This is a genomic window from Streptomyces sp. NPDC002958 (assembly GCF_055563255.1).
On record NZ_JBVHDS010000003.1, the window covers coordinates 231,891 to 249,609 of the forward strand.

Sequence of the window (17,719 nt, forward strand, 5' to 3'; positions counted from 1 at the left end):
AGGAGGCTAGGAGGTGGCCCGGTGCGGGCGCAGTCGCGCGCGCCGGGGGCACCGTTGCACGGGGTCGCATATTCGTCCGAATGTGCGGAGGTTGTGCGGGCCGGGGCTGCGCACGGCGCGGTCCGGCGTGTGCTGGTGAGTGTTCGGTGCGCTCAGCGCAGCGCCGCGCGGATCGCCGCGTCGATTCCCGGGAAGGCAAACACGAAGCCCGAGTCCAGCAGTCGGCCCGGCAGCACCCGCTGGCTGCCCAGCACATCCTCCGCGAAGTCCCCCAGGGCGATCCGCAGGGCCGGTGCCGGGGCGGTCAGGAACGTGGGGCGGCGCAGCACCCGCCCCATCGCGGCCGTCACCTCGCCGTTGGTGACGGGGTCGGGGCCGGTCAGATTCACCGGACCCGACAGCGACTCCGTGTCCAGGATGTGCCGCAGGGCCGCGACCTCGTCGTGCAGCGCGATGAAGCTCCAGTACTGGCGCCCGTTGCCCAGACGCCCGCCGAGCCCCGCCCGGAACAGCGGGAAGAGCCGACCCCAGGCCCCACCCTCACGGCCGACGACCAGACCGGTGCGCGCGTGCACCGTCCGTACGCCCGCCTCCTGAGCGGCGGCCGTGGCTGCCTCCCACTCCACGCACACGGACGGCAGGAAGCCCTCGCCGGCCGGGGCGCTCTCGTCGACCGCACGGTCTCCGGTGTCGCCGTAGTAGCCGATGGCCGACCCGGACAGCAGCACCTTCGGCGGTACGTCCAGCGAGGCGACGGCCTCGGCGACGGCCGCCGTCCCGAGCACCCGGCTGTCCCGGATCTCCTTCTTGTACGCGGGTGTCCAGCGGTGGTCGCCGACGCCGGCCCCCGCGAGATGGACGACGGCATCGCAGCCCACCAGGCCCGCCACGTCGACGTACTGGCGCTTGGGATCCCACTCCACCTCGTCGCCGGCCCGCGCCGGGTGCCGCACCAGGCGCAGGACCTCGTGCCCGTCGGCCCGCAGCGAGCGCACCAGCGCCGCTCCGATGAGTCCGGATGCTCCGGTGACAGCGATACGGGAGTGCAGCATGGGCCCATCCTGCCGCAGCGGCCCCGGTGCGTCTCACTCGCCGGGCCGAAGGCCCTTCGTACGTCGCCGATCCGTGGGGCCGCGCCGAGCCGCGAAAACGGGCTGACCGGGCAACGGGCGGCGTGGCACAGTGGCGCGCATGCCCGAGATCCACACGCACCCGGTCCGCCCCGTCCGCTGCGCTGTCCTCTCCGACGAAGCCGCTCTCGGTGAACTCGACCGCGCCACCTGGTCGACGCTGCACGCCGTGACACCGAGGTCACAGCCCCCGTACGAGCCGTTCTTCGACGACCGCCACAAGCCCGAGGACTACCTCGTGGCCGAGGCGGAGAACGCGGCGGGAGAGGTGCGTCTCGCCGGGTACACCAGGCTGGTCCCGCCGGCCCCGCTGGCCTGCAACACACATGTCCGGCAGATACAGGGCCTCGCCGTGGCCGACTGGGCGCGCGGCCGCGGTATAGCCAGGGCCCTGCTGCGGGCCGCGTTCGCGGCGGCACGGAGTGACGGGGCGAACCGGATGACGCTGCGGGTGCTCGGGCACAACGCACCCGCGCGGGCCCTTTACGAGTCGGAGGGATTTGTCGTCGAAGGTGTGCTGCCCGGTGAGTTCTTCCTGTACGGGCGTTACGTCGACGACGTCATGATGGGCCGCTCGCTCGCCCCGTGACGCCTCGTGTCCTTCGCCGTGGTGCCGTCGGGCCCACGCCCGGCGGCAGGGTCCCGGGTCAGCCGGTTCCGAACCGCTCCCAGAGCGCGGGGAAGCGTTCCGCCAGGGCCGCGTCGTCCTCGAAGCTGAAGGGGGTGCCCTCCGGCTCGGAGGTCTGGGGCGGCAGGCCGAGGTCCGGGGCGACCACGCCGGTGAGCTGTTCGTACGCCTCGTCGGCGGCGTAGCCGAGATCCTCGGCTTCCCCGTCGACCTCCTCGTCGAAGTCGTCCAGCAGAGCGGCGAGGCTGTCCGGATCGTGCAGAGCGCCCTCGAAGATCTCCCGGCCCTGCCCGATCAGCCAGCAGCGGAAGAAGTCGAAGGCGTCGTCGCTCGCGCCGCCGAGCAGTACGGCGGCGGCGCCCCACAGCTCCCAGCGGTAGGCGCGGTTGTAACGGGCTTCGAAGTGCCTGGCGAAATCCAGCACGGCTTCGGGATCGAGCCGCACCAGCCGTTCGACGAGCAGGTCGGCGTGGTCCTCGGGGTCGCCCTCGGCGGCCTCGCGGGTGCTGTCGATGATCTCCCAGAACTCCGTCTCGTCCATCACGGGTCAAGCATCGGCCTTGGTGGCAGGCGATGCACGCGGACGCGGCGAAAAGAAGCCTTCAGCGATAGAGGTCGCGCAGGCGTTCGGCGGCCGCGGTGAAACGGGTCCGTAGGGCGCCCGGTTCGAGGACCTCCAACTCCGGCCCCAGGGCCATCAGTTGGCTGTACGCGACATCGAGGGACTCGACCGGCAGAGTGACCGTCAGCCGTCCCTGCGCGTCGGGCGGGCCGGCCGCGTCCAGCGCGTCGCGGACCGCCGAACGGTCCATGGCGTACGGCAGTCGGCGTACACCCTCCTCCGACACCCGCACCGTCACCTCGGTACGCAGGAGCGAGCGGGCGAACTGGGCGGCCCGCTCGCCCCAGAAGCCCGGAAGATCGAACTGCTCGTCGCGTGCGAACCGCTCCTCCGACACCGCGACGGCCGAGAACCGGTCGATCCGGTAGACCCGGAAGTCGTCCGCCACGCGGGCGCAGAGATACCAGACCCCGGCCTTCAGGACGAGTCCGTACGGAGCCAGCTCCCGCTCCACCTCGTCGTCCCGGCCGCTGCGGCGGTAGCGGGCACGGACGATCCGGTCGTCCCAGACCGCCTCCGCCATGGTGGGCAGCAGTTCGGGGGTGACCGGCTCCTGGTACCAGCCGGGAGCGTCCAGGTGGAAGCGCTGGGCGGCGCTGTCGGAGGCGTCCCGCAGGGAAGGGAGCAGAGCCGCCGACACCTTGAGCCGGGCGGCGGACGCGGCGTCCTCCAGGCCCATCTCACGCAGGGCGGACGGCAGCCCGGAGAGGAAGAGCGCCTCGGCCTCGTCGCGTGCGAGTCCGGTGAGGCGTGTGCGGTACCCGCCGACCAGCCGGTAGCCCCCGGCCCGGCCACGGTCCGCGTACACCGGGACACCGGCTTCGGAGAGTGCCTGCGCGTCCCGGGTGACGGTCCGCTCGGACACCTCCAGCTCCTGGGCGAGCTCGGCGGCGGTCATGGCGGAACGGGACTGCAGGAGCAGCACCATTTTGATGAGACGGGCAGCACGCATGCGGCCATTGTGGCCGCGGTGTTGCGGGCCCGGGCCCGCGGGCCCGGGGTGGCCTGAACCCCCGGCCGGGCTCACAAGACGTCCTCGATCGCCGGCCGGGCTCGATTTTCGAGCCCTGCCGCCGGATCGAGGACAAGCCTCCGCCGGACCGAGGGCACGGCGGCGGCCGGGCGCACCCGGCCGCCCTCGTGTCACAGCCCGTACCGCTCCCGGGCCTCCTTGACCGCGGTCGCGGGCACCTCGCCGCGGCGGACCAGCTGGGCCAGGGCCGCGACCGTGATCGACCGGGCGTCGACGCCGAAGTGGCGGCGGGCCGCGTCGCGGGTGTCGGAGAGGCCGAAGCCGTCCGTGCCGAGCGAGGACCAGTCCTGCTCCACCCACTGGCTGATCTGGTCCGGGACCTGCCGCATCCAGTCGCTGACCGCGATGACCGGACCAGGTGCGCCCTCCAGCGCCTGGGTCACGTACGGCACCCGCTGCTCACCGCGGAGCAGCGCCTCGTCGCACTCCAGCGCCTCGCGGCGCAGCTCGCCCCACGAGGTGGCGGACCAGACGTCGGCCGTGACACCCCAGTCCGCAGCCAGCAGTTCCTGCGCCTCCAGGGCCCAGTGGATCGCCGTGCCGGAGGCCAGCAGCTGGGCGCGCGGCGCGTCCGCCGTCGCGGGTGTGCCCTCCTTGAAGCGGTAGAGGCCCTTGACGATGCCCTCCTCGACGCCTTCCGGCATCGCGGGCTGCGGCTTCGGCTCGTTGTAGACCGTCAGGTAGTAGAAGACGTTCTCGGCCTCGGGGCCGTACATCCTCCGCAGACCGTCCTTGACGATCACCGCGATCTCGTACGCGAAGGCCGGGTCGTAGTTGAGCGACGCGGGGTTCGTGGACGCGATCAGGTGCGAGTGGCCGTCCGCGTGCTGGAGACCCTCACCGGTCAGCGTCGTACGGCCCGCCGTGGCGCCGACGATGAAGCCCTTGCCGAGCTGGTCGGCGAGCTGCCACATCTGGTCGCCGGTCCGCTGCCAGCCGAACATCGAGTAGAAGATGTAGAAGGGGATCATCGTCTCGCCGTGTGTCGCGTACGACGTGGAGGCGGCGATGAAGTCGGCCATGGCTCCGGCCTCGGTGATCCCCTCGTTGAGGATCTGGCCGTCCTTGGCCTCCTTGTAGTACATCAGCTGGTCGCGGTCGACCGGCTCGTACGTCTGGCCCAGCGGGGAGTAGATGCCGGCCGACGGGAACAGCGACTCCATACCGAAGGTACGGGCCTCGTCCGGGACGATCGGCACCCAGCGCCTGCCGATCTCCTTGTCCCGCATCAGATCCTTGGCCAGGCGCACGAAGGCCATGGTGGTGGCCATTTCCTGCTTGCCGGACCCCTTCTTCAGCGCGGCGAACGCCCGCTCCTCCGGCTCGGGCAGCGCCACCGCGTGCACCCGGCGGGCCGGGGCGGGGCCGCCGAGGGCGGCGCGGCGCTCCTGGAGGTAGCGGACCTCGGGAGAGTCCGCGCCCGGGTGGCCGTAGGGCACCAGGCCGTCCTCGAAGGCGCTGTCCGGGATCGGGAGTCCGAGCAGCTCGCGCATGTCCTTGAACTCGTCGATGGACAGCTTCTTCATCTGGTGGTTGGCGTTCTTGGACTCGAAGCCCTTGCCCAGCGTGTGGCCCTTCACCGTCTGGGCCAGGATCACGGTCGGCGCGCCCTTGTGCTCGACGGCCGCGCGGTACGCCGCGTACACCTTGCGGGCCTCGTGGCCACCGCGGGAGGTGTAGAAACACTCGGCGATCTTCGCGTCGGTGAGCAGCTTCGCCAGCTCGGCGAGCGCGGGCTCGGCACCGAAGAAGTGCTCACGGATGTACGCGACGTCGCGGGTGGCGTACGTCTGGAACTGCGCGTCCGGGACCGCACGGAGCCTGCGGATCAGCGCACCGGTGGTGTCCAGCTGGAACAGCTCGTCCCAGGCGCTGCCCCAGAGTGTCTTGATGACGTTCCAGCCGGCGCCGCGGAACGCGCCCTCCAGCTCCTGGACCACGCGGAAGTTGGCACGGACCGGGCCGTCGAGGCGCTGCAGGTTGCAGTTGATGACGAAGGTCAGGTTGTCGAGCCGCTCACGGGCCGCGAGGGCGAGGGCGGCGGTCGACTCGGGCTCGTCCATCTCGCCGTCGCCGAGGAAGGCCCAGACGTGCGAGTTCGACGTGTCCTTGATGTTGCGGTTGGCCAGATAGCGGTTGAAGCGCGCCTGGTAGATGGCCGAGAGCGGGCCGAGGCCCATCGATACGGTGGGGAACTCCCACAGCCAGGGCAGCCGTCGCGGGTGCGGGTAGGACGGCAGACCGTCGCCGCCCGCCTCCTGGCGGAAGTTGTCCAGCTGCTGTTCGCTGAGCCGGCCGTCGAGGAAGGCGCGGGCGTAGATGCCGGGGGAGGCGTGGCCCTGGATGTAGAGCTGGTCGCCGGAGCCGTCCCCCTCCTTGCCGCGGAAGAAGTGGTTGAAGCCGGTCTCGTACAGCCAGGCCGCCGAGGCGAAGGTGGCGATGTGGCCGCCGACGCCGAACCGGGCGCCGCGGGTGACCATCGCAGCCGCGTTCCAGCGGTTCCAGGCGGTGATCCTGGATTCCATCTCCAGGTCGCCGTCGAACGCGGGCTCGGCGGCGGTCGGGATGGAGTTGACGTAATCGGTCTCCAGCAGCTTGGGCAGCGCGAGACCGGCGCCTTCGGCGTGCTGGAGCGAGCGGCGCATCAGATACGCGGCGCGGTGCGGGCCCGCGGCCTTGGTGACGGCATCCAGGGAGGCCGCCCATTCGGCGGTCTCCTCGGGGTCACGGTCCGGGAGCTGGTCGAGCTCGCTCGGAAGCTTTCCTACGGGGTCGGTCATGATCGCCGCCTTCCGGAGTGGAGGGGGGTGGAGAAAGGCCCTGACTGGCAGGACAGGGCGATGGGGCCGGTGGGCCCGCGGAATGAACTGTAAGTCTCCGATCGATGATCGATCAAAGGGGGAATGGAAAAACTTCTCGATATGAAGAAAGTGGCATTCGGTGCCGCGAAACGGGGCACGGAGTGACGAGACATAGTACACAAAAGGGGCATCTTTCTGCGCAGGAGAGCGCCCCTCACGACAGATGTGTACGTCTCTCACGGGAGACGCGTACGGCCCTCACGACAAATGTGTACGGCTCTCAGGCGCGCGGTGCGCAGCCGAGCACATGCGCCTTGACCAGCGCGCCGATGTCAGGATCCTTCCGCAGGAACGCTTCGATGAGTGCCTCGTGCTCCTCCGCGTACGACTTCTGGACCGTGCCCAGCCACCGGATCGACAGGGCGGTGAACACCTCGATGCCCAGCCCCTCCCAGGTGTGCAGCAGCACGGCGTTCCCGGCGGCCCGCACCATCTCGCGGTGGAACGCCACGGTGTGCCGTACCTGCGCCTCGCCGTCGGCCAGCCGGTCCGCCTCGTAGAGCGCCGCCACATGCGGCGCGAGGCGCGAGCAGTCCTCGCCGAGGACCGGGGCCGCCAGCTCCGCCGCGATCTGCTCCAGACCGGCCCGTACCGGATAGCTCTCCTCCAGATCGGCCGCGGTGAGATTGCGGACCCGTACGCCCTTGTTGGGGGCCGACTCGATCAGCCGCAGTGTCTCCAGCTCCCGCAGCGCCTCGCGCACGGGCGTCTGGCTGACCTCCAGCTCGGTGGCGATCCGGCGCTCCACGATCCGCTCACCGGGCTTCCAGCGCCCGCTGACGATCCCGTCCACGATGTGCTCGCGGATCTGTTCGCGCAGCGAGTGGACGACGGGCGGGGTCATGAGGGGCTCCTTCGGGGCAAACCGGTGCTGGCTGCGCCATCACGGCTGCCGGGGCGACCGGTGGTGTCTAGACAATACGGCGGCGCCCCCGCCCGGAAGTGTTCCGGACGGGGGCGCCGCTGGTGAGGCTGGTTACAGCCGTGTTGTTCAGAGGCCGAGCTCGACCTCGAACTCACCGGCCTCCAGGATCGCCTTGACCGCGGTCAGGTAACGGGCGGCGTCCGCGCCGTCCACCAGACGGTGGTCGTAGGAGAGCGCGAGGTACGTCATGTCGCGCACCGCGATCGTCTCGCCGAGGTCCGGGTGGTCGATGACCACCGGGCGGCGGACCGTGGCACCGATGCCCAGGATGGCTGCCTGGTTCGGGGGCACGATGACGGTGTCGAACAGTGCACCGCGCGAGCCGGTGTTGCTGATGGTGAAGGTGGCACCGGACATGTCGTCCGGCGTCAGGCCGCCACTGCGGGCCTTGCCGGCCAGCTCGGCGGTCTTCTTCGAGATCCCGGCGATGTTCAGGTCGCCCGCACTCTTGATGACCGGGGTCATCAGACCCTTCTCGGCGTCCACGGCGATGCCGATGTTCTCCGAGTCGAAGTACGTGATGGTGCCCTCGTCCTCGTTGATCCGGGCGTTGATGACCGGGTGGGCCTTCAGCGCCTGGGCCGCCGCCTTCACGAAGAACGGCATCGGGGACAGCTTGACGCCCTCACGGGCGGCGAACGCGGCCTTCGCCTGGTTGCGCAGCTTCATCAGCTTGGTGATGTCGACCTCGACGACCGAGGTCAGCTGGGCCTGCGAGTGCAGCGCCTTCATCATGTTGTCGCCGATGACCTTGCGCATGCGGGTCATCTTGACCGTCTGACCACGCAGCGGGGACACCTCGAGCTTCGGCGCCTTGGCGGCGGCCGGAGCGACGGGGGCCGGAGCCGGGGCAGCGGCGGCAGCCCTGGCGGCCTCCGCGGCGGTGACGACATCCTGCTTGCGGATGCGGCCACCGACGCCGGTGCCCTTGACCTCGCCCAGGTCGACGCCGCTCTCGGAGGCGAGCTTGCGGACCAGCGGCGTGACGTACGCGCCGTCGTCGACGGAGACGGCGGCCGGAGCGGCCGGGGTGACCGGAGCCGGGGCGGCGACGGGCGCCGGAGCAGCGACGGGCGCCGGAGCAGCCGGGGCCGGAGCGGCGACCGGAGCAGCCGGGGCCACCGGGGCCGGAGCGGCGACCGGGGCGGCGGGCGCCACCGGGGCCGGAGCCGGTGCGGGGGCGGCCGGAGCGACCGGGGCCGGTGCGGGGGCGGCGGCGACCGGGGCCGGGGCGGCGGCGGGCGCCGGAGCGGCAGGGGCCGGGGCAGCCGCCGGAGCGGCACCGGCGGCACCGATGACGGCGAGCTTGGCGCCGACCTCGGCGGTCTCGTCCTCGGCGACGACGATCTCCAGCAGCACACCGGAAACCGGGGCCGGGATCTCGGTGTCGACCTTGTCCGTGGAGACCTCCAGAAGGGGCTCGTCCTCCGTGACCTCCTCGCCGACCTCCTTCAGCCAGCGGGTGACGGTGCCCTCGGTGACGCTCTCGCCGAGCGCCGGGAGGACGACATCGGTACCGGCGGCGCCACCGGCCGGTGCGGCGGCGGCCGGAACCTCGGCCACGGGGGCCGGGGCGGCAGCAGCGGGAACCTCGGCGACCGGCGCCGGGGCCGGGGCGGCCGCAGGCTCGGCGGCCGGAGCCGCAGCAGCGGGCGCACCCGTGCCGTCGTCGATGACGGCCAGCTCGGCGCCGACCTCGACGGTCTCGTCCTCGGCGACCTTGATGGCGGTGAGGACGCCGGCCGCGGGAGCCGGGATCTCGGTGTCGACCTTGTCGGTCGAAACCTCGAGCAACGGCTCGTCGGCCTCGACGCGCTCGCCCTCGGCCTTCAGCCAGCGGGTGACAGTGCCCTCGGTGACGCTCTCGCCGAGCGCCGGAAGGGTTACGGAAACCGACATGGTTTCAGTTGCTCCTTACGAAAGTGCGGAAGTGGGTCGGTCGTCGCGCCCGGTCGACTGATCAGTCGTGGGAGTGCAGGGGCTTGCCGGCCAGGGCCAGGTGGGCCTCGCCGAGCGCCTCGCTCTGGGTCGGGTGGGCGTGGATGAGCTGCGCGACCTCGGCGGGCAGCGCCTCCCAGTTGTAGATCAGCTGGGCTTCGCCGACCTGCTCGCCCATACGGTCACCGACCATGTGGACGCCGACCACGGCACCGTCCTTGACCTGGACGAGCTTGATCTCGCCCGCGGTCTTGAGGATCTTGCTCTTGCCGTTGCCCGCGAGGTTGTACTTCAGCGCGACGACCTTGTCCGCGCCGTAGAGCTCCTTGGCCTTGGCCTCGGTGATGCCCACGGAGGCGACCTCGGGGTGGCAGTACGTCACCCGCGGGACACCGTCGTAGTCGATCGGAACGGTCTTCAGACCGGCCAGCCGCTCCGCCACCAGGATGCCCTCGGCGAAGCCGACGTGCGCGAGCTGGAGCGTCGGGGCCAGGTCACCCACGGCCGAGATGGTGGGCACATTGGTCTGCATGTACTCGTCGACGAGGACGTAGCCGCGGTCCATCGCGACGCCGGCCTCCTCGTAGCCCAGACCCTGCGAGACCGGGCCGCGGCCGATGGCGACCAGCAGCACCTCGGCCTCGAAGGTCTTGCCGTCGGCGAGGGTCACGCGGACGCCGTCCTGCGTGTATTCGGCGCTCTGGAAGAACGTACCGAGGTTGAACTTGATGCCGCGCTTGCGGAAGGCGCGCTCAAGAAGCTTCGAGCTGCTCTCGTCCTCGACCGGGACGAGGTGCTTCAGGCCCTCGATGATCGTGACGTCGGTACCGAAGGACGTCCACGCCGAGGCGAACTCGACGCCGATGACGCCGCCACCCAGCACGATCGCGGACTTCGGGACGCGGTCCAGCTTCAGCGCGTGGTCCGAGGAGATGATGCGGTTGCCGTCGATCTCCAGGCCCGGCAGCGACTTCGGCACGGAGCCGGTCGCGAGCAGCACGTGGCGGCCCTGGACACGCTGGCCGTTCACGTCCACCGACGTGGGGGAGGAAAGGCGTCCCTCACCCTCGATGTAGGTGACCTTGCGCGAGGCGATGAGACCCTGCAGACCCTTGTACAGGCCCGAGATCACGTCGTCCTTGTACTTGTGGACGGCCTCGATGTCGATGCCCTCGAAGGTGGCCTTGACGCCGAACTGGTCGGCCTCGCGCGCCTGGTCGGCGATCTCGCCGGCGTGCAGCAGGGCCTTCGTGGGGATGCAGCCGTTGTGCAGGCAGGTACCGCCGACCTTGCCCTTCTCGATCAGAGCGACGTCCAGGCCCAGCTGCGCTCCGCGCAGGGCCGCGGCGTAACCGCCGCTACCACCGCCGAGGATCACTAGGTCGAAAACGGTGCTGGCGTCGTTCGCCACGTCACGTCCTCCATGCATGTGCGCCGTACGCCGGGCCCCGTCGCTGGGGGATGACCGGCCGGTCGGCTGGTGTTCGGCCGCTTTTGTTATTCGGCCCTGTGGTGGGGGCCCTGTCCTGCCGAGAACCCATCTTCGCACTTGTTGACGGTGGGCGGGACGCGGGGCCCGGGTCTGAGGCGGATGATCATCCGTCTCGGGTGGTTACCGCTGCGTAGAGACGTACTGATTTCGTCGAGAGCGAAACCCGCAGGATCCGTGCCGCGATGTCACGGGGGGAACACATACGGCCCCGGACGTATGCCCAGGGCCGTATGTCGGCTTCGACCTCAGCCGAGGTCTCCGGCGGCGGTGCGCTCCGCCAGCTTCACCAGTGTGCGGACCGCGGAACCGGTGCCGCCCTTCGGTGTGTAGCCGTACGGCGCGCCCTCGTGGAAGGCCGGGCCGGCGATGTCCAGGTGCGCCCAGGCGATGCCCTCGCCCACGAACTCCTGCAGGAACAGACCGGCCACCAGGCCGCCGCCCATCCGCTCGCCCATGTTGGCGATGTCGGCGGTCGGGGAGTCCATGCCCTTGCGCAGGTCGGCGGGGAGCGGCATCGGCCAGGAGGCCTCGCCGACCTCCTCGGCGATCTCGTGGATGGAGGTACGGAAGGCGTCGTCGTTCGCCATGATGCCGAAGGTGCGGTTGCCCAGCGCCAGCACCATCGCGCCGGTCAGGGTCGCCACGTCGACGATCGCGTCCGGGTTCTCCTCCGAGGCGCGGGTCAGCGCGTCGGCGAGGACGAGCCGGCCCTCGGCGTCCGTGTTGAGGACCTCGACGGTCTTGCCGCTGTACATGCGCAGCACGTCACCGGGGCGGGTGGCGTTGCCGGACGGCATGTTCTCCGCGAGCGCCAGCCAGCCGGTGACGTTGACCTGGAGGCCGAGACGGGCGGCCGCGACGACGGCTGCGAACACGGCGGCGGCGCCGCTCATGTCGCACTTCATCGTCTCGTTGTGACCGGCCGGCTTCAGCGAGATGCCGCCCGAGTCGTAGGTGATGCCCTTGCCGACCAGGGCCAGGGTCTTCTCCGCCTTCGGGTGCGTGTAGGCGAGCTTCACCAGACGCGGGCCGTGGGTCGAGCCCTGGCCGACGCCCAGCAGACCGCCGAAGCCGCCCTTGACGAGCGCCTTCTCGTCGAGAACCTGGACCTTGATGCCGTGCTCCTTGCCCGCGGCGGTGGCCACGGCGGCGAAGGACTCGGGGTACAGGTCGTTCGGCGGGGTGTTGATCAGGTCGCGGGCGCGGTTGATCTCCTCGGCGACCGCGACGGCACGCTCGGCGGCCGCCTTGAACGCCTTGTCACGCGGCTTCGCGCCGAGCAGGGCGACCTCGCCCAGCGGCAGCCTCGCGCCGTTGCCGTTCTTCTTGTTCTTGGGCGCCAGCTTGTTCTCGCCGCCCTGGTAAGCGGTGAAGGCGTACGCACCGAGGAGTGCGCCTTCGGCGATCGCCTCGGCGTCCTCGGCGGACTCGATGGGCAGCGCGAAGCCGGCCTTCTTCGAACCGCTCAGGGCACGGGCGGCCGAGCCCGCGGCCCGGCGCAGCGCCTCGCCGTCGTACGTCTCGTTCTTCTCCGGGACGGAGCCGAGTCCGACCGCGATGACGACCGGGACCTTGAGGGCGGCGGGCGCGGGGAGCTTGGTCACCTCGCCCTCGGCACCTGCGGCGCCCAGGGCCTTCAGGACGGTGGCGAGCTTTCCGTCGAACGCCTTGTCCACGGCCTCGGCGCCCGGTGCGAGGACCAGGTCCCCAGACTTGGATCCAGCGCCTTTGGCGACGCCGACGACGAGTGCGTCGGCGCGCAGCGTCGCCGCACCGGCAGTGCTGAGAGTGAGAGCAGTCACGGTGGTGAAATCTCGCTTCCGTTGAGTTCGTTGTCGGTCGAGGGGTGGGCCGACCGTGCCCGGCGCATCGTAGACGCCGCCGCAATGTGCCGGGAATGAGCCTACGCGCGCCTTTGCTGCGGGAACACGTCGGCGGGTCCTCGGCGGCCCGTTGTGGCGTAGATGCCCCGGCCGGGTCCGGGGCGTGCGGCTGGAACGGGCCGTGGAAGTAGGGTCGTTGGTGGTGCCGGACCGGCGGGGGGAGAGTCATGAGCGTCTGTGGGGCTGCACGCGTGACCTGGCCGGGACCGGTGCTCCCGGTCACCGTACTGATTCTGCTGGCCCTGCTGACCGGCTGCACCTCGGCGCCGGAACCCGCCGACGTGGGCCGTTGGCGGCCGGTGCCGGGCGTCGGCTGGCAGTGGCAGCTCTCCGGCCGGCTGGACCCCACGGTGGACGTCCCGGTGTACGACATCGACGGCTTCGAGCACAAGGCTTCGGCCGTCGCCGACCTGCACCGCCGGGGCCGCAAGGTGATCTGCTACCTCTCCACCGGTGCCTGGGAGGAGTTCCGCCCGGACGCCGGGAAGTTCCCCGCCTCGGTACGGGGAAAGGGCAACGGCTGGACGGGGGAGCGGTGGCTCGACATCCGCCGCACGGACGTCCTGGAGCCGCTGATGGAGGCGCGGATCGCGATGTGCGCGAAGAAGGGCTTCGACGCGGTGGAGCCCGACAACATGGACGGCTACCGCAACCGCACGGGCTTCCCGCTGACCGCCGCCGACCAGTTGCGCTACAACCGGCTCATCGCCCGTATCGCCCACCGCCATGGCCTCGCCGTCGGTCTGAAGAACGACCTCGGCCAGATCCCGGAGCTGGAGCCGGACTTCGACTTCGCGGTCAATGAGCAGTGCGCGCAGTACGGGGAGTGCGATGCCCTCACACCGTTCGTGAAGGCGGGCAAGGCCGTCTTCCATGTGGAGTACGAGCTGCCGGTCGCCCGGTTCTGTGCAGGGTCGAAGCGGCTCGGGCTCAGTTCGCTGCGGAAGAGGTACGAGCTGGGTGTGTGGCGCCAGGAGTGCCCGAAGGCCCGCCCGTAGGACCTGTTCCGAGTTGGCCCGCGGCGTCGCGGGACAACTCAGAACAGGCCCTGACCGAGTGCCAGGACCACCAGGGCCGCCGTCGCCGCCGTCTCCGCCAGCGCGCCGAAGACATCGCCGGTCACCCCGCCGAAGCGCCGCACGCAGTGTCGCAGCAGGAGTTGGGCGACGCCGAGGGCGGCCAGAGCGGCGAGGGCGTGGTGCAGTGCCCCGTACCCGCCGAAGAACGCACCGGCTCCCCCGCAGGCCGCGACCACGACAACCCCGATCGTCACCGCGGCCCGGACCGTGACCGTGCCCGCCACCGCCGCCCCCAGCCCTTCCGGACGGGCCGCCGGCACGCCCTGACGGGATGCCAGGGTGAGCGCCAGGCGGGCGGTGACCGCGGCGACGGTCACCGCCACCGCTCCGTGCGCCCAGCTCTGCCCGTACAGCTGGTGGAGGACCGCGACCTGGGCCAGCAGCACGAACAGCAGGGTGATCACACCGAATGGCCCGATGTCCGACTGCTTCATGATCCGCAGGGCGTCGTCGGCGGGCTTGCCGCTGCCCAGGCCGTCGGCGGTGTCCGCGAGACCGTCCAGATGCAGACCCCGGGTCAGGACCGCGGGCGCGGCGGCGGAGGCGACCGCCGCGAGCAGCGGACCGGAGCCGAACAACAGCAACAGTCCGCCGGGCACCGCCGCGAGCAGCCCCACGACGAGGCCGGCGAGCGGCGCACACAGCATCCCGGCGCGGGCGGCCCGGCGGTCCCAGTGGGTGACGCGGACGGGGAGCACGGTCAGGGTGCCGAAGGCGAAACGCAGGCCATGGCTGTTCAGGGAGGTCACGGCGCGCAGGCTAATCGGTGTGACGAGCCGATAGATTGTGCAGAACGCGGCAAATCATGGCAAAAGCGACTTATCGAGGGTGGGTGGCATGGGTCACTGGTTCGATCGGAACATCGTCGAGCCGGGAAAGCTGCCGCTGCTCCTCGCCCTGACCGCCTTTGTGCTCACCTTCGCCGTCACCCGGGTCATCACCCGGATGATCCGGGCGGGGAGGGGCCCGTTCCGCAACATCACGCCCGGCGGAGTGCACGTCCACCATGTGGTGCCGGGTGTGGTGCTGACTGTCATCGGCGGCTTCGGGGCGGTCGCCGGCGGACGTCAGGGCGTCACCGCGGGGATCTGTGCGGTGATCTTCGGTATGGGTGCGGGTCTCGTACTGGACGAGTTCGCCCTGATCCTCCACCTCGCCGATGTGTACTGGACCGAGGAGGGCCGCCAGAGCGTGGAGGCCGTGGTCCTCACCGCGGCGCTGGTGCTGCTGGTCCTGGCCGGATTCTCACCGCTCGGCGTGAACGAACTGAGCAGCGACCAGCAACAGGGCAGGCTCGGCGTCATCCTGACCCTGGTCGTCAACTTCTGCTTCGTGCTGATCGCCCTGTTCAAGGGCAAGGTGCGGCTCGCGGTAGTCGGCACCCTCGTCCCGTTCGTCGCGCTGATCGGGGCGATCCGGCTGGCCCGGCCGGCCTCGATGTGGGCCAAGCGCTTCTACCGCAACCGCCACCGCGCCCGCGCCCGGGCGGTGCTGCGCGCCTACCACCACGATGTGCGCTGGGCGGGCCCGCGCCGCAGATTTCAGGACCTGATCGGCGGCGCACCGGACCGGGGCCCGGTCCCCGGACGCAAGCCCTGATCACGGCTGCGCAGATACCGGAGCCGGCCCTGGCCGGCCGTGACGGCGCACAGCACGAGCGCCGCGGCGATCGCCGCCAGATGTTCCTTTCCGGCCAGATTGTTCTTGAAGATCACCTCGACCACCATTGCCGCGATCACCAGCGCGCCGGTGAACCAGGCCCGGTAGAGGCAGCACAGATGGACGGCGAGACCGACCACCGCCGCCGACGGACCGGTGTCGACGACCCGGGCGTCCGAGGCAGGCAGTCCGAACAGCCCGTCCGGGCCGAGCGCGACACCGATCCGCGCGTACAGCGTCCCGGCCAGCGTCGCGACGTACGCGATCAGCAGCGTGCGCAGCCGGCCCAGACAGATCTCGGCGGTCCCGAACACCACCAGGATCTGCGCCAGCGCCCCCCACACCGACAGATCCAGTGCCGGTACGAACAGCGACAGCGGGGTACGCAGCAGGGCCTCCCCCGGCGCATCCTCGGCCCGCACCGCCCCGAGCCCGCGCACCGCCCCGAAGCCCCACGACTGGTTCTGCACCGCATGGAGCAGCGCCGTCAGACAGACCGCGGCGAGCGTCATCCAGATCGCCCGCAGCCGTGAGGCGGCGAGCCCCGCGCGCACGGTCCCCACGAGCGGACCCCACTCGCGGTGAGCCGCCCCGCGCAGCGCGTGTACGGGGCTCATCGACCGGCCCCGAGATGCGAGCGGTGCAGCCACTTGGGCAGACCGGGCGCCTCCAGGAACCCCTCGGCGCGCCCCGCGGCGAGACCGATGCGCAGGAGGTCGGAGCTCTTCTCGAAGAGCATGAAGCGCGGCTCCCAGATCGGTCGGTACTTGGCGTTGGCGCGGTAGAGCGACTCGATCTGCCACCAGCGGGAGAAGAAGCTGAGCATGGAGCGCCACAGCCTCAGCACCGGTCCGGCGCCGAGCCGTGAACCCCGTTCGAAGACGGAACGGAACATCGCGAAGTTCAGCGAGACCTGGGCGATCCCGATCTCCTCGGCGCGCTGCAGGAGTTCGATGACCATGAACTCCATCAGGCCGTTCTCGGCGCCCCGGTCACGGCGCATCAGGTCCAGCGAGAGGCCGCTCGGACCCCACGGCACAAAGCTCAGTACGGCGCGCAACTCGCCCGGCCCGCCGCCCTCTTCGGCAGTCGAATCGCGGCATTCGAGCATCACGCACTGCCCGTCGGTCGGATCGCCGAGCCGGCCCAGCGCCATCGAGAAGCCGCGTTCGGTCGCCCCGTCGCGCCAGTCGTCGGCCCGCCGCACCAGTTCGGCCATCTCGTCGTCGGGGATGTCGGCGTGGCGGCGGACGGTCACGTCGTACCCGGCGCGCCCGACCCGGTTGTACGCCTGGCGGACGGTCCGCATCGCCCGCCCTTCGAGGGTGAACCCGGAGGTCTCCACGATCGCTTCGTCGCCCAGCTCCAGGGCGTCGAGGCCATGTCGCGCGTAGACGGTGCCGCCCTCCTCGCTCACCCCCATCGCCGCCGGGATCCAGCCGTGCTCGCGGGCCTCGGCCAGCCACGGCTCGATCGCTCCGGGCCAGGCCTCCGGGTCGCCGATGGGATCACCGGAGGCGAGCGATACCCCGCCGACCACCCGGTAGGCGATGGCGGCCTTCCCGGTCGGCGACCAGATGACGCTCTTCTCCCGGCGCAGCGCGAAGTAGCCGAGCGAGTCGCGGTCTCCGTGCTTGGCCAGCAGCGCCCGCAGCCGGGCCTCGTCCGCGGGGGTGATCGGGTCGACGGCCCGGCGCGACCGGAACGCCGCGTACACGACGGCGATCAGCAGCAGTGTGGAGAGGATGTTGATGGTGACATCGACCCAGCCGGGCGTGGTGATTCCGGGGAAGGCGGCGTCGTTGGTGGCGACCGAGACCAGGCGCAGGGTGCCGTAGCGCCAGCGGTCCAGGAAGGACGAACGGTACGCGTCGTGCGCGGTGTTGGTGAGGGTGACCAGGCCCGCGGCGATCAGCGAGGTGACCAGCAGCCCGCCGACCGCGACGACGGCGGCCAGCTTCGGATTGGACGGGTCGCCCTTCGCGTAGAACTCGCGCCGGCCGAGGGCGAGCGCCAGGACGAAGACGGCGGTCAGCGTCAGCGAGATCCAGTTCTGCGGGTGCTGCCGGAGCTCCGGGAACGGGATCACCAGGGCGAAGAGCAGCAGCAGAAGGCTGCTCACCACCATGTTCACGATCCACGCGGCCCGCTTGCGGCGGCGCATGGTGACCGCGAGGAAGAGCGCGACCACCCCGGAGGAGAAGCCCGCGGTGAGCAGGTACGGGGTGAAGTAGTTCGCGGTGTTGTGACGGCGCAGATCGTTGCCGAGAGTGACCCAGACGGCGCTCAGGAAATTGATGAACGACACGACGCGCAGGTACCAGATGGCGAACGCGGCGCTGCGGCGTGACCGGACGGTGCTCAGTGACCGGGTGCTGCTCCGCCCGGATTCCTCGGTGACCAATCGGACCTCTCCCATGAAAAGCGATCATATGGTGCATCGCTCTGCATGAGAGGGCTGCGCTGCGG

At 70.8% G+C, this 17,719-nt stretch carries 14 protein-coding genes; 3 read left to right on the forward strand and 11 right to left on the reverse strand.

Going from position 1 to position 17,719, the window contains the following annotated elements; genetic code table 11:
* Positions 1 to 152: 152 nt before the first annotated feature.
* A complete protein-coding gene (locus ACZ3IC_RS07400; protein WP_467413522.1) occupies positions 153 to 1,052 on the reverse strand; it encodes a TIGR01777 family oxidoreductase in 900 nt (299 codons plus the stop codon).
* A 139-nt stretch (positions 1,053 to 1,191) separates the two neighbouring features.
* Here ACZ3IC_RS07400 and ACZ3IC_RS07405 point away from each other — a divergent pair, with 139 nt between their 5' ends.
* Entirely contained in the window at positions 1,192 to 1,719 is a 528-nt protein-coding gene (locus ACZ3IC_RS07405; protein ID WP_467413523.1) for a GNAT family N-acetyltransferase, read from the forward strand.
* A 58-nt stretch (positions 1,720 to 1,777) separates the two neighbouring features.
* On the opposite strand, the gene ACZ3IC_RS07410 is transcribed toward ACZ3IC_RS07405, so the two are convergent.
* From ACZ3IC_RS07410 to ACZ3IC_RS07440, 7 genes are all read right to left on the reverse strand, one after another.
* Positions 1,778 to 2,299, reverse strand: coding sequence for a DUF4240 domain-containing protein (locus ACZ3IC_RS07410; protein ID WP_467414023.1), 522 nt, complete (start codon positions 2,297 to 2,299; stop codon positions 1,778 to 1,780).
* Positions 2,300 to 2,360: 61 nt separating this feature from the next.
* Complete coding sequence (locus ACZ3IC_RS07415; RefSeq protein WP_467413526.1) at positions 2,361 to 3,332, reverse strand: helix-turn-helix transcriptional regulator; 972 nt, start codon at positions 3,330 to 3,332, stop codon at positions 2,361 to 2,363.
* Positions 3,333 to 3,523: 191 nt separating this feature from the next.
* A complete protein-coding gene (gene aceE / locus ACZ3IC_RS07420; protein WP_467413528.1) occupies positions 3,524 to 6,193 on the reverse strand; it encodes a pyruvate dehydrogenase (acetyl-transferring), homodimeric type in 2,670 nt (889 codons plus the stop codon).
* Positions 6,194 to 6,494: 301 nt separating this feature from the next.
* Positions 6,495 to 7,118, reverse strand: a complete 624-nt coding sequence (locus ACZ3IC_RS07425; protein WP_467413530.1) for a GntR family transcriptional regulator — start codon at positions 7,116 to 7,118, stop codon at positions 6,495 to 6,497.
* Positions 7,119 to 7,265: 147 nt separating this feature from the next.
* Entirely contained in the window at positions 7,266 to 9,098 is a 1,833-nt protein-coding gene (gene sucB / locus ACZ3IC_RS07430) for a 2-oxoglutarate dehydrogenase, E2 component, dihydrolipoamide succinyltransferase (RefSeq protein ID WP_467413533.1), read from the reverse strand.
* A gap of 61 nt (positions 9,099 to 9,159) precedes the next feature.
* Positions 9,160 to 10,548 carry a dihydrolipoyl dehydrogenase gene (lpdA, locus tag ACZ3IC_RS07435; RefSeq protein ID WP_467413534.1) on the reverse strand — a complete coding sequence of 463 codons (1,389 nt, stop codon included), beginning with the start codon at positions 10,546 to 10,548 and terminating at the stop codon, positions 9,160 to 9,162.
* A gap of 326 nt (positions 10,549 to 10,874) precedes the next feature.
* The gene (locus ACZ3IC_RS07440) at positions 10,875 to 12,431 is read right to left on the reverse strand and encodes a leucyl aminopeptidase (protein ID WP_467413536.1); all 1,557 of its coding nucleotides are present in this window, start codon (positions 12,429 to 12,431) and stop codon (positions 10,875 to 10,877) included.
* A 248-nt stretch (positions 12,432 to 12,679) separates the two neighbouring features.
* On the opposite strand from ACZ3IC_RS07440, the gene ACZ3IC_RS07445 reads away from it, so the two are divergent.
* Positions 12,680 to 13,510 (forward strand): endo alpha-1,4 polygalactosaminidase, encoded by an 831-nt coding sequence (locus ACZ3IC_RS07445; protein ID WP_467413539.1) that lies wholly within the window; start codon positions 12,680 to 12,682, stop codon positions 13,508 to 13,510.
* A gap of 38 nt (positions 13,511 to 13,548) precedes the next feature.
* Here the strand turns inward: ACZ3IC_RS07445 and ACZ3IC_RS07450 are convergent, their stop codons facing one another.
* Positions 13,549 to 14,340, reverse strand: coding sequence for an adenosylcobinamide-GDP ribazoletransferase (locus ACZ3IC_RS07450; RefSeq protein WP_467413540.1), 792 nt, complete (start codon positions 14,338 to 14,340; stop codon positions 13,549 to 13,551).
* A gap of 88 nt (positions 14,341 to 14,428) precedes the next feature.
* Between ACZ3IC_RS07450 and ACZ3IC_RS07455 the strand changes: the two genes are divergently transcribed.
* A complete protein-coding gene (locus tag ACZ3IC_RS07455) occupies positions 14,429 to 15,190 on the forward strand; it encodes a hypothetical protein (protein ID WP_467413541.1) in 762 nt (253 codons plus the stop codon).
* Here the strand turns inward: ACZ3IC_RS07455 and ACZ3IC_RS07460 are convergent.
* Together ACZ3IC_RS07460 and ACZ3IC_RS07465 are read right to left on the reverse strand one after the other, a co-directional pair.
* The gene (locus ACZ3IC_RS07460; RefSeq protein ID WP_467413543.1) at positions 15,133 to 15,867 is read right to left on the reverse strand and encodes a hypothetical protein; all 735 of its coding nucleotides are present in this window, start codon (positions 15,865 to 15,867) and stop codon (positions 15,133 to 15,135) included. The two genes, ACZ3IC_RS07455 and ACZ3IC_RS07460, sit on opposite strands and share 58 nt — an antisense overlap.
* Positions 15,864 to 17,669, reverse strand: coding sequence for a phosphatidylglycerol lysyltransferase domain-containing protein (locus ACZ3IC_RS07465; RefSeq protein ID WP_467413545.1), 1,806 nt, complete (start codon positions 17,667 to 17,669; stop codon positions 15,864 to 15,866). The genes ACZ3IC_RS07460 and ACZ3IC_RS07465 overlap by 4 nt, the downstream gene beginning before the upstream one ends.
* Positions 17,670 to 17,719 lie beyond the last annotated feature (50 nt).